Below are 12,753 nucleotides of genomic sequence, written 5' to 3' on the forward strand. Positions count from 1 at the left end.
ATGCATAGCGACAATGTTAAAATTTTTTCCGGATCTTCGAATCCGAAGCTTGCGGAAAGTATTTGTAAAGAGCTCGGCCAGCCGCTAGGACAGATCAAATTATCGCGTTTCAAAAGCGGAGAAATTTATTGCCTTTACGAAGAAACCATTCGTAACTGTGACGTGTTTCTGGTACAAACCTTCTCCCATCCGATTAATGAGCATATGATGGAACTTCTGGTCATGATGGATGCGGCGAAAAGAGCATCTGCAAAAACGATCAACCTTGTCATCCCTTATTATGGTTACTCTCGTCAAGAGCGCAAAGCAGCTCCACGTGAGCCAATTTCAGCCAAATTAGTCGCGGACTTGTTCGGTGCAGCAGGTGCAACTCGTGTTGTTACGATTGACCTTCATGCGCCAGCTATCCAAGGTTTCTTCAATATTCCAGTGGATCACCTGACAGCGCTTGATCTGATTAGTGATTGCATCAAGAAAAAGAATCTACCCAACCCAATCATCGTATCTCCAGATGCGGGCCGTGCTACAACTGCTGAGAAAATGGCTAACATTCTCGATGCGCCTTTCGCGATGATGATTAAGAAACGCCCAGAGCACAACGAATCCGTGATTACTCACGTGATTGGTGATGTTGTTGGACGTACGCCAATTATTATCGAGGATCTGATCGATACAGGTACTACGATCGTTAATGTCGTGGAAAGCCTCAAAGAACGCGGTGCGCTTGATGTTTACATCTGTGCTACGCATCCCGTATTCTCTGGCCCAGCGCTGCAACGATTGGATCACCCAAGCATTAAAGAAGTTATTATTACGGATTCCATTGCGATCCCAGAGGGGCACTCTGACAAGTTTAATGTGCTTTCCGTAGCGCCTTTGTTGTCCGATGCGATTCGCATTATTATTGACGGCGGGTCTCTATCCTCCCTATTCAAATACGGCGGCGTTTAATTCGGATGCTTAAAAATAACCTTTGAAAACGAGGATGGATCAGGAAGCGGATTCGGCATCGAATCTTGAACAAAATCCGGGAACTGCTGTACTCACGTAGGCTCACCTACAGTGAATGCTTCCGATGCTAGTTTTCCTACGGAAAACTTTTAGCTCCGTTCCTCGTTCCTCGGATTTGGTCCAACCTTCTCGGTTTTGAAAGGCCATTTTTTAAGCCTGATTTAAGTAGGACTTTAAAGACCATATCTTACCTTCGGATAATGTTTTTGGCTTCTAGGATATCTATGGTATAATTTGATGGTAATCAAATTGCCGGAGGTGTCTTGCTATGGAAAAGAAAAAGCGCATATCCGAAGCGCCAAAACCAAAAGTTATTTCAATTAACATGGATGCCGCATTCTTTTTCGAGAGAGCGGTTCAATCTTTGGATCGGTTTCATTATGATAAGGCATTGAAATATTTCCGGCGGGCTGCAGAGTATGAGCAGGATAATCCTGTGAATCACTGTAATCTCGCAGGAGTTCTCTCCGAAGTGGGCAATTATGACGAGTCGAACCAAATTTTGCAGCATATCCTTGAAACCATTGATCCCGAGATGACAGAATGTCACTTTTATATGGCAAACAACTATGCCAACATGGAAAACTTCGAGCAGGCGGAACAGGCATTGGTTCGGTATTTGGAGAATGACCCAACAGGGCAATTCATGGACGAATCCGAAGAAATGATGGAAATGCTGAGCTACGAGCTTGATCGTCCCGCCCCTCTCACTAGCATCAAGAGTCGAGAAGGGCTGTTCGAGCATGATAAGGCCCGTGCGTTGCTGGAGGAAGGTAAGTTTGCTGAAGCCGTAAGGCAGCTGGAGAAATTGGTGAAGAAACAGCCTGATTTCACAGCCGCTCGCAACAATCTGGCACTGGCTTATTATTATATGGGACAGTTCGAGAAAGCGATGGAAACGATCCGAGAAGTACTGGTTATCGATCCTGGTAATCTGCATGCGCTATGTAATATGGCGATTTTCCATCAGCATTTCGGTAACAAGAAGGAGCTTGCAGAACTTACCTCGCTTCTCGGTAAGACGTTTCCGTTTCAGCAGGAGCATGTGTTCAAGCTGGCAACGACCATGGGTATTCTTGCTCAGCATGAGAAAGCCTACCATTTGTTTAAACGTCTGCTGAAGGCCGGTGACGGAGGCACAGATCCTTGCTTGTATCATTATGCGGCAGTTGCTGCTTGCCATATCGGTCGATTCGCTGAAGCGCATCGCTTATGGAAGCAGGTTCAGAAGCTGGATCCAGGTGCTGAAATTTCCAAGTTCTACTTAGAACAGCTGCGGATCAGAGAGAAGTCGGCGCTTCCGCTCACTTGGAGCTATCACTACCATCTGCCGTTCGAAGAGCAGTTCCGTGCGCTTGAGAAATCAATGCAAGGGATTCCTGATCAATTGAAGAAAGACCCGCTTGTGCGGTCATCCTTCTTCTGGGCTCTGCGACATGGCGATGTAGAGACGAAACTTCAAGTCATTCAAGCCTTTGGCTTGATTGCGGACAACGAAGTGAGAGACGCCCTTCAGGATTTCATTTTGGATCATAAAGAGGATGACTACTTGAAGAAGGTTGCCATCTTCGTGCTGCGAAGTATGGGCATTCGCGAGTCCCTACCTGCCTATCTCGAAAATAAAGACATCATGGTAGAGGCTTCACCCTACTCACCTCATCTTCCTGTATGGGATTCAGCATGGCAGCGAGTCATGGAAACGGCCCTATCGCATATGCACAAACGTTACGATATGGTACAACAATATGACTTAGAAATTCTGTGGGTCGAATTTCTGACGAAGGTGTACCCGAACGTGCCTAAGATTCAGAAACCTGAAGGTTGGGCAGCAGCGTTAGAGTATTTGATTGCCAAAATGCATCGCCGTACGATTTCTTATCAGGAAGTCGCTACACGCTATGGCGTCACGGTTTCCACGGTCAGTCGACATGTGAAGCTCATCGACGACACCTGTGGTTTGCGTGAGAAAATGGATGCGATTTTCAATAAGTTTACGAGTCTTTGATAGCCGAGCTTGATGCATCATGAAAGCTTCGGCTTTCATACATATATGTTATTAAAGAGAGCTTTCCACAGGGAAGCGCCTAGGAGGGAAATCATATGTACAAATCAGTCGTAGTAGGAACAGGACCATCCGGTCTAACGGCAGCTATTTACTTGGCGCGTGCGAACCTAAGCCCGCTTGTTATTGAAGGACCAGAACCAGGTGGGCAGTTAACCACGACTACCGAAGTAGAGAACTTCCCAGGATTTCCCGAAGGGATTATGGGGCCGGAATTAATGGAAAACATGCGCAAGCAGGCAGAACGCTTTGGCGCTGAATTCAAAACAGGCTGGGTCAATTCCGTAGAATTAACAAACCGTCCATTTAAATTACAAGTAGAAGGTCTGGGCGAAATCGAGACTGAAACACTGATTATTTCAACAGGTGCTTCTGCTAGATTGCTTGGGATCACGAACGAGAAAGAAAATATCGGACGCGGTGTAAGTACATGTGCAACGTGTGACGGTTTCTTCTTCCGTGGCAAAAAGATTATCGTCGTTGGTGGCGGTGACTCTGCTATGGAAGAGGCGAACTTCCTTACTCGCTTCGCTACAGAAGTGCGTTTGGTGCATCGCCGCGATGAGCTTCGTGCCTCCAAAATTATGCAAGACCGCGCTCGTGGAAACGAGAAGGTGAAATGGTCCCTTAACAACACGCCGTTAGAAGTAGTCGCGGGTGACAAAGGCGTTACGGGCCTTAAAGTGAAAAACAACCAAACAGGTGAAGATGAAATCCTTGAAACGGACGGTATCTTCGTAGCTATCGGTCATACGCCGAATACGAAGTTCCTCGGTGGACAAATCGACACGGATGAGCATGGCTACATTATTGTGAAGCCGGGTACAACAGAAACGAACATCCCAGGCGTATTCGCTTGTGGTGACGTGCAAGATACGAAGTATCGTCAAGCCATTACAGCTGCAGGAAGCGGATGCGCAGCAGCGTTGGAAGCAGAGAAGTTCCTTGAAGGCAACAGCGTACACGACTGGAGTATTTCGTTGTAAGTCGTATGGCAATTCAGTTAACGTGGAGGGCTAAGCTTTCCACGTTTTCTCGTTTACACAGGGTGCTGATGAATCTTGACCTCCTGGCAGGGTTGTCTTATAGTGGGAACAGGAGCATAAGTAAACCCCACAAAGTGACGAGTGCCTTCGAAGCATATTCCAATTACTTTGCGGGGACCCCAGAAATTTTCCGAAAATTTTATGATTATTCATGAGGTGACCTTGAAATGTCCAATCAAATTTATATCGGTGTAGATCTAGGCGGTACGAATATTAAAGTAGGTATTTGTGACGAGCAAGGTAAGCTGCTTAAAACGTTAGAAGGTCCTACTTCACCAGAACTAGGTGCAGAGTCGGTACTTGAACGTATTGCGCAATATGTCCGTCAAATTGTCGAAGAATCTGATTATTCGTGGGAACAAGTAGCAGGTATTGGCGCTGGTTTGGCTGGATTCATGGATATTCCAGAAGGCATTGTGAAATTCTCTCCGAACCTGCAATGGCATAACGTTCCTGCCAAGAAGACACTTGAAGCACTTCTGGGTAAACAAGTTAAAATTGATAACGATGCGAACGTAGCTGCGCTAGGCGAAGCTTGGTCGGGAGCTGGAGCGGGCATTCCAAACGTCGTGTGCTATACACTTGGAACAGGTGTAGGCGGCGGTATCATCATTAACGGTAAAATTTATCAGGGCTCTGCAGGTATGGCTGGAGAACTTGGACATATGTCCATCGTTCCTGACATTGAAGCGATTCAGTGCGGATGCGGCCAAATGGGCTGTCTTGAAACGGTATCCTCCGCGACAGGTATTGTTCGTATGGCTAAGGAAGCGGTAGAGCGCGGTGAGCGTACATCACTAGCCCTTCATGAGAAAATTGAAGCTAAGCATGTGTTTGATGATGCGAAGAGCGGAGATGAAGTAGCTTTGCGCATCGTGAATCGTGCGGCTTATTATATCGGACGTTCGATGGCAGCACTAGCTGTTGTGATTAACCCTAAGCGCTTTATGATCGGCGGTGGCGTATCGAAGGCAGGAGAAATCCTATTCCAACCTATTCGTGAAACATTTATCAAGTTCACACCAGAAGTAGCTGCTGAGGGTGTTGAGATTGTTGCTGCCACACTTGGCAACGATGCTGGCGTTGTTGGAGCTGCAGGATTGAATTTACGATAGAAGGCTATAGACCGGGTTCGCAGATGAACAGAAGAGAAGCTGATCTGCGAAAGCACCCCAAAGGAAGGTGTCATTCATGGAAGAAAACCACCCTTTACCGAAACTGGTTATCATTACAGGAATGTCGGGTGCAGGCAAGACAATTGCTGTTCAAAGCATGGAGGATTTGGGATTCTTCTGCGTTGATAACTTACCTCCCGTCCTGATTCCGAAGTTTGCCGAATTAATCGTGCAATCGATGGGTAAAATCGGTAAAGTCGCCTTGGTAATTGATCTGCGCGGACGTGAGTTTTTCACTGCGCTTCAAGAATCCTTGCGATACATCCAAGAGAATTACACGCTTAGCTATGAAATTCTATTCCTAGATGCTACGGATGCAACACTCGTACAGCGTTACAAGGAGAGTCGTCGCCGCCATCCATTAGCACCGGACGGGGCGCCGCTTGAGGGAATAGGTCTTGAACGCAAGCTGCTTGAAGAACTCAAAGGTTTGGCCACGCAGGTAATTGATACCGGCAGCTTGAAGCCAGTGCAATTGAAAGAAAGAATTATTTCCCGGTTCACCAATCTAGAAACGAATCGCATAGCTATAAATGTCATCTCTTTCGGATTCAAGTATGGTGTCCCTATTGATGCTGATTTAATCTTTGATGTGCGTTTCTTGCCAAATCCCCATTATGTTGATCAGCTTCGTCCGCAAACGGGTCAAGATCCAGATGTATATGATTATGTGATGAAATGGTCGGAGACACAAGAATTCCTGACGAAGCTTCTGGATATGCTGAATTTCTTAATGCCTCAGTATAAGAAGGAAGGCAAGAGTCAGGTTGTTGTTGGCATTGGTTGTACAGGAGGTAAACATAGATCGGTTGCGATTACGGAATATCTAGGTAAGGTCATGGGAAACAGCGAGACCGAGACCGTGCGTCTAAGTCATCGGGATGCCGAACGAGACCGCTTATAGTCGCTCATCTTGGAATGGCTTCAATAGGGGTTTTCTCAATTAAGAGGGTGAAAGAAGTATGGAGCTTGGACAATTACAGCGTAAGCCCAGAATAGTCGTTATTGGCGGTGGAACAGGGCTCTCGGTCATGCTGAGAGGACTTAAAGAAAAGCCAGTTGATATCACAGCTATCGTGACCGTCGCAGACGACGGAGGAAGTTCCGGCATCTTGCGAAATGAGCTGCAGATGCCCCCTCCGGGAGATATTCGAAATGTGTTAACATCGTTAGCTGATGTCGAGCCCTTATTGTCTTTGATGCTTCAATATCGATTTCAAAACGGTACGGGTTTAGCTGGACACAGTCTGGGAAATCTAATACTAGCGGCACTGACAGATATTACAGGTGATTTTGTTACCGCCGTACAAGAAATGAATCGCGTATTCGCTGTTCGGGGGAGAGTACTTCCGGCTTCGAATCAAGCCATTGTGTTGAAAGCCATTATGGAGGACGGGACTTTAGTTGTTGGGGAATCCAAAATACCGAAGGCCGATGGACGGATCAAGAAAGTATTCATTGAACCAGCCGGTGTGACACCGCTCACAGAAGCGGTTCAAGCCATACGCGAGGCAGATGCGATTCTTTGCGGCCCGGGCAGTTTATATACAAGCTTGCTTCCGAATTTGCTTGTTCCAGGAATTGCTAAGGAAATTGTTGCGTCTCATGCTGTAAAATTGTTCATCTGTAATGTTATGACACAGCCAGGTGAAACCGATGATTATTCTGTCAGTGACCATCTGGATGCGATTTATGATCATTTAGGTCAGCATTTGTTTGATTATGTGATCGTGAATAATGGTGAAATACCACCGCAGGTGCAAGCCAAATACGCGGAAAAAGGTTCGAAAGCGGTCCATTTAGATTTGGATGAAGTGACGAAAAGGGGATATCGGGTCATTGCAGATCGTCTTGTCTTATTCCGAACCTATCTTCGTCATGATGCAGAGAAATTGAGTGACCATATCTATCAGCTCGTCGAAAGCTGGCTGTTAAGGAAGAAGTGAGTCCCTTGTCCTTTGCGGCAACAACCAAAAAAGAATTAACCTTAATCAATGATTCGGAACCGTGTTGTGAAAAAGCGGAGCTATCAGCCCTTATTCGAATGAATGGTGCTGTTCAGTTAACGAGTCAGCGTGTCGTGTTGGATGTATCCACGGAGAACGCAGCTATTGCGCGGCGGATTTACTCGCTGATCAAGAAGACGTATAATACACACACGGAGTTACTCGTGCGTAAGAAAATGCGTCTAAAGAAGAATAATGTGTACATTGTTAGGGTGCCCGGTCAAGTACAGGAGTTACTCAGTGATTTGAAAATCGTCTCTGAGGGTTTTATTTTCACGACGGGTATTAATAAGGACATTATTCGCGGCAATTGCTGCAAGCGAGCTTATCTTCGGGGGGCCTTCATGGCTGGCGGCTCCGTCAATAATCCGGAGGGATCTTCCTATCATTTGGAAATCGCTTCGATTTATGAAGAACACTGTAAAGCATTAACACAGCTTGCGAACAAGTTCGACTTGAACGCCCGATTCATTGAACGTAAGAAAGGGTTCGTGCTGTACATCAAGGAAGGTGAGAAAATTATCGAGTTTCTCAATATCATTGGGGCTCATCAAGCGCTGCTGCGCTTCGAGGATGTCCGGATTATGAAGGATATGCGGAATTCGGTGAATCGCATCGTGAACTGTGAAACAGCGAACTTGAACAAAACGATCGGGGCAGCCGTTAGACAAATCGAAAATATTCGATTGCTGCAACGGGAGATCGGTCTTGACAGCTTACCTGAGAAGCTAAGAGAGGTTGCAGAAATTAGACTTCAGCATCCCGATTTGAATTTAAAGGAAGTTGGGGACATGCTTTCGGGCAGTGTCAGCAAGTCAGGCGTAAATCATCGCTTGCGGAAAATAGACGAATTGGCAGAAAAACACCGAAATTCGTAGATATGCCCGGGCTGCACAACGTATGTATAAGTTTTTCGCATTTTTTCTAGTGTACTTGAAGGAAAAATGCTATAATATTAAAACATAAGGTAACGCTGTTATTAATAGTAATCCATATAAGCTCCACACTAGGGGGAATTAGTTCCATGTCCAGACGTCCAGTCGTTGTGAAGTTGAGAACAGGACTTCATGCCAGACCTGCGGCATTGTTTGTTCAAGAGGCGAATAAGTTTTCATCGGAGATCTTTGTTGAGAAAGATGAGAAGAAAGTGAATGCGAAAAGCATCATGGGAATTATGAGTCTCGCGATCAGCACAGGGACCGAAGTCTTCATAAGTGCAGAAGGTTCGGATGCAGAGCAGGCTGTAAACGCTTTAGTCACATTAGTTAGTAAGGAAGAATTGGAAAACCAATAATCCTATAAAAGCCTACCTTTCGAGGGGGCTTTTTTGCATTATTGGAGTGCATTTCTATCGCTCGAAAAGTGTCAAATTTGTTAACAATTAATGGAAAAAGCAACCTTTTTCGCTTGGCTACGTCTAATAAACGTGGTCATGATGGATAAGGCTATTTATATTTTATTGTGGCGTGCCTATCCCAAGCTTGAAGAAGGAGCCGAAGTGAAATGAATGTAGTAAAGAAAGAAATGATTGCCCTATTGGCTGTACTCGTATTTCTAGTCAGTACGATTACAACACCAGCCGCACATGCGGTATCAACAAGCTCGTCCTTTATTTTACTTTATATTGATAAGTCAGAAGCATTCGTGAATCAGGAGCAAATTCATCTCGAATCCCCATCTACCATTATTGATGGAAGCACCTTCGTTCCAGCCAAATTCTTAGGTGATACATTAGGCTTTCAAGTGGAGTGGAATGATTTATCTCGGACGATTCAAATGGCACCTCCAGGCTTCAACATTGTGCTTGATTCCGATCACAAGACGGTGACAACGAATGGAGTAGATGTACCCTTTAATTCAGTAGCCGCTATCGTGAATGGCAAGTTGCTCGTGAAGCTGACATGGTTAGCTGATTACATGGGTGCAAAATACACGTATAACAGTGAACTGAGACGCGTAGAGATTGTACATTTTAAAGCGCCTGAGGGTATCTATATTGATCAAGATAGTAATTCTCGTCCTGTAGCTAAGTTTGCTACTGCGAAGCCTACCTACAGACTTGGTGAGCCTGTTAAATATTTAGATCTGAGCTATGATCCAGATGCAGAAGGTATCGCGTCCTACGATTGGACAGGTAAACAAGAGGCTTTCTTCAAACCAGGTCAATACCCAGTAACCTTAACGGTCAAGGATCGACATGACCATGTGAGTAAATTGTTCAAAAGCTACGTGACTGTCGTTAACGAATCGTACTTATCAGAAGTAGAGTACCCGATTTATTTGAAGCCGGTTGGTGGGTTCATTAAAACGAATTGGTCGACGATTTGGTCGCATTTTAATGAATTACCGCTGCTTCCGAAGGAAGTAAAAGAAGTGCAAGGGCGCACGTTGCTTGTGAGCGACAGTCCGGAAGAGTTTACAACTAGCGGTATTTTGTATCAGGACAATATTAACGGCAAAGCGCGCTTATACGCTGATCATATCAATGGCACGCAAAAGAAGATGACAATGGCGATCTTTGCAACGAACAATACGGATAAACCGGTTACGATCAAAACGACGAATAAAGGTGAAGTATATCCTTCCGTATATGCGAACTTGATCGGCAGCGAAGCGTCGGTTGATTTCCTTCTTAATAATGTGTACACGGATGAAATGACGGTTCTGCCTCACGCAAGTTATGTGTATGCGAAGCTGCCTGAATTCTACCCTGGACAAGGCGTGAACTTGTTCTATGATGTCGAAACAAACGGTGAGTTGCAGATGTCTTTTATCGCAACGGATCAAATGCTGACAACAACGACGGTGAAGGAGTTACCTTTACTCTCCTTTAACGGCCATGTTCGCGGCACCTTCCCAGTTTCGGAGATTCAGTGGAAGGTTGATGCCTCGAGCTTCACGAAAGCCTCCGTATTAACGATCGGTGATAATAAGACGGATCCGTTCGTCAAAGGCTATGACGTCATGCGGAAGATGGATGTTGTGAATGGCGGGAATTATGGCGTGGTCTACAAAATCCATGCGGATAAGCCGCGCAAAATGGCAGTGATGATCATGGCTAGAGGCGGCGTGTTCAAAGGGCCGTTTAAGATCAATGGTGAAATCATTCCTGTGCCGTATTCCGGTGTCATTACGGCATTCGATGGCTTGGAAGTACTGGCACGTACGACGGGTACAGAAGATGCGTTAGATATTGAGTTCACGCCTCCAGCAGGCTCAGCGTTTCCGATTGATTTGATTTTCTATCCATTGGAAGATAAAAAGTAGAAAAAAACAGCCTAACTTCAACGCTCGGGTGAGCAATGATGTTAGGCTGTTTATCTGTATAAAATTAGACGCGCTCGATGACTTTATCGATGAGTCCGTATTCGGCTGCTTCCTTAGCACTCATGAAATTATCGCGGTCGGTATCCTTCTCGATACGCTCGAAGGTTTGTCCTGTGCGCTCAGCTAGGATGGTGTTCAGGTTATCTCTCATTTTCAAAATGCGCTTTGCACGAATTTCGATGTCTGAGGCTTGACCTTCTGCGCCGCCAAGCGGTTGGTGAATCATGACTTCGCTGTTCGGAAGCGCATAACGCTTGCCTTTGGCACCAGCTGTAAGCAAGAATGCGCCCATCGAAGCGGCCATACCTACACAGATCGTGGATACGTCTGGTTTGATGAACTGCATCGTGTCGAAGATGGCCATACCGGCCGTGATCGAGCCGCCTGGACTGTTAATGTAAAGCGAGATATCTTTATCAGGATCTTGAGCGGCCAAGAAGAGCAACTGAGCAATGATGGAATTCGCCACAACATCGTTGACACCCGTGCCTAAGAATATAATGCGGTCCTTCAGCAAGCGAGAGTAGATGTCATATCCTCTTTCACCGCGCGCGTCCTGTTCGACGACCATAGGAATAAAACTCATGAGAATGACCTCCTTGGGGTTGGGTTACATACTATTTACAGTATCTACAAGTATGATAACGAAAAAACGTCTGAAGGTCAAGAAAGGTCAAACTAAACGCAAAAAAAATCAGCTTCGGAGCTGATTCGGGGTTACTGCTTATGCATAGTTATTGTTTTTAGTGGACGCGCCCGAAAGGAATCGAACCTTTATCTCAGGCTTCGGAGGCCTACGTCATATCCATTGGACCACGGGCGCATAGTTTAGAAAAAGAGAAGCAAGGGTAATTATAAGGCAGGTATCCAGAAAAAGCAAGGAGGTAAGCCCTTACAGGCCTAACTTACGAAAAATGTTTGAACAAATGTTGAATATTGCTCTGAGATTGGTTATAATAAGAAATGTAAATGAGAAACGAAATATGAATCGTGCAAGGAACTTTTTTTTCGTCCGGGTGGGACAGAAAATGTATACCCGGGACATAAAATGTCCTGGAATGGATCGGAGCGTTAGGAGTCGTCCTATGAGAGAGATTCTAGACATTCAGAAACAGCTCATGCCGGATCTTATGGACATCATGAAGAAACGCTACTCGATTCTGCAACACATCTTGGTTTCTGGCGTTGTCGGACGAAGGACGTTAGCGTCCTCACTCGATATGACGGAGCGCGTACTTCGCGGTGAAGTGGATTTCCTGAAGGAGCTAGGGCTTCTGGAATCTGACGCAAGCGGTATGAAGATCAGCGAGTCTGGTCGTCAGCTGCTGGAGGATATGCAGCCGATCATTAAGATGGCGTTTGGCCTGACGGATTTGGAAGACAGCATTGCCAAAGCCTTTCACATTTCCAACGTGATCATTGTCCCAGGAGATTCTGACACTTCGGTATTTACGAAGAAGGAGCTTGGACGCGCTGGTGCGGCCGCCCTGCGTAAATATGTGGCCAAAGATGATATCATCGCAGTAACCGGTGGATCGACGATGGCGCAGATCGCTAATAACCTAGCGATATCTTCTTCAATGAAGGGCAGTTGGTTCGTTCCTGCACGCGGTGGACTTGGCGAAAGTGTGGATATGCAAGCGAACACGATTGCTTCCATTATGGCCAAGAAAACAGGTGGGAAATACAGACTGCTGCATGTCCCAGATCATCTTGGAGAAGAAGCGTATCAATCTCTCATTCAAGATCCGCAGATCCAGGAAGTTGTGAACGCAGTGCGGAGTTGTCGCATTGTTGTACATGGTATCGGAGATGCTATGGTCATGGCACGCAGACGTAAAGTAGATGCTGAGACTACGGGCAGTCTGAGAGCGGATGGGGCGCTTGCTGAGGCGCTCGGATATTATTTTGACCGCCAAGGAAATGTGGTTCATAAGATGCCGACAGTCGGACTGCGGCTGGAAGATCTGCAGCGTGTTGAGGTTGTGATTGGTGTTGCCGGCGGGAAGAGCAAGGGTGAAGCGATCGCTTCTGTACTGCGGCATGGGCAAGAAGATGTGCTTGTCACAGACGAAGCAGCAGCCCTAGAAATTATGAAGCATGTTTAGCAGAGAAGTTGACATCAT

The 12,753-nt window shown here is 46.0% G+C and carries 11 protein-coding genes and 1 tRNA gene; 10 read left to right on the forward strand and 2 right to left on the reverse strand.

Annotated elements, in window-relative coordinates; translation table 11 throughout:
* The 9 genes from AC58PQ_RS25805 to AC58PQ_RS25845 all read left to right on the forward strand — a co-directional run bounded on the left by AC58PQ_RS25805 (nucleotide 1) and on the right by AC58PQ_RS25845 (nucleotide 10,567).
* Nucleotides 1-951 carry a ribose-phosphate diphosphokinase gene (locus tag AC58PQ_RS25805; protein WP_497246641.1) on the forward strand — a complete coding sequence of 317 codons (951 nt, stop codon included), beginning with the start codon at nucleotides 1-3 and terminating at the stop codon, nucleotides 949-951.
* A 328-nt stretch (nucleotides 952-1,279) separates the two neighbouring features.
* Entirely contained in the window at nucleotides 1,280-3,016 is a 1,737-nt protein-coding gene (locus AC58PQ_RS25810; RefSeq protein WP_497246643.1) for a tetratricopeptide repeat protein, read from the forward strand.
* Between the two features lie 95 nt (nucleotides 3,017-3,111).
* A complete protein-coding gene (trxB, locus tag AC58PQ_RS25815; protein WP_497246645.1) occupies nucleotides 3,112-4,059 on the forward strand; it encodes a thioredoxin-disulfide reductase in 948 nt (315 codons plus the stop codon).
* A gap of 227 nt (nucleotides 4,060-4,286) precedes the next feature.
* Nucleotides 4,287-5,234, forward strand: coding sequence for an ROK family glucokinase (locus AC58PQ_RS25820; RefSeq protein WP_497246647.1), 948 nt, complete (start codon nucleotides 4,287-4,289; stop codon nucleotides 5,232-5,234).
* A gap of 76 nt (nucleotides 5,235-5,310) precedes the next feature.
* Nucleotides 5,311-6,198: an RNase adapter RapZ gene (rapZ, locus tag AC58PQ_RS25825; protein WP_497246649.1), complete on the forward strand. Its 888-nt coding sequence runs from the start codon at nucleotides 5,311-5,313 to the stop codon at nucleotides 6,196-6,198.
* Nucleotides 6,199-6,256: 58 nt separating this feature from the next.
* Nucleotides 6,257-7,240, forward strand: a complete 984-nt coding sequence (locus AC58PQ_RS25830) for a gluconeogenesis factor YvcK family protein (RefSeq protein ID WP_477593211.1) — start codon at nucleotides 6,257-6,259, stop codon at nucleotides 7,238-7,240.
* A 5-nt stretch (nucleotides 7,241-7,245) separates the two neighbouring features.
* Nucleotides 7,246-8,178 (forward strand): DNA-binding protein WhiA, encoded by a 933-nt coding sequence (whiA, locus tag AC58PQ_RS25835; RefSeq protein WP_065851303.1) that lies wholly within the window; start codon nucleotides 7,246-7,248, stop codon nucleotides 8,176-8,178.
* Between the two features lie 146 nt (nucleotides 8,179-8,324).
* Entirely contained in the window at nucleotides 8,325-8,594 is a 270-nt protein-coding gene (locus AC58PQ_RS25840) for an HPr family phosphocarrier protein (RefSeq protein ID WP_028555561.1), read from the forward strand.
* Between the two features lie 209 nt (nucleotides 8,595-8,803).
* Nucleotides 8,804-10,567 (forward strand): stalk domain-containing protein, encoded by a 1,764-nt coding sequence (locus AC58PQ_RS25845; protein ID WP_497246651.1) that lies wholly within the window; start codon nucleotides 8,804-8,806, stop codon nucleotides 10,565-10,567.
* 64 nt (nucleotides 10,568-10,631) lie between these two features.
* Here the strand turns inward: AC58PQ_RS25845 and clpP are convergent, their stop codons facing one another.
* Entirely contained in the window at nucleotides 10,632-11,213 is a 582-nt protein-coding gene (gene clpP, locus AC58PQ_RS25850) for an ATP-dependent Clp endopeptidase proteolytic subunit ClpP (RefSeq protein WP_028555559.1), read from the reverse strand.
* A 165-nt stretch (nucleotides 11,214-11,378) separates the two neighbouring features.
* Nucleotides 11,379-11,450, reverse strand: a tRNA-Arg gene (locus AC58PQ_RS25855).
* Nucleotides 11,451-11,712: 262 nt separating this feature from the next.
* On the opposite strand from AC58PQ_RS25855, the gene AC58PQ_RS25860 reads away from it, so the two are divergent.
* Entirely contained in the window at nucleotides 11,713-12,735 is a 1,023-nt protein-coding gene (locus AC58PQ_RS25860; protein WP_497246653.1) for a sugar-binding transcriptional regulator, read from the forward strand.
* Nucleotides 12,736-12,753 lie beyond the last annotated feature (18 nt).

This window comes from Paenibacillus sp. J22P143, assembly GCF_059692035.1.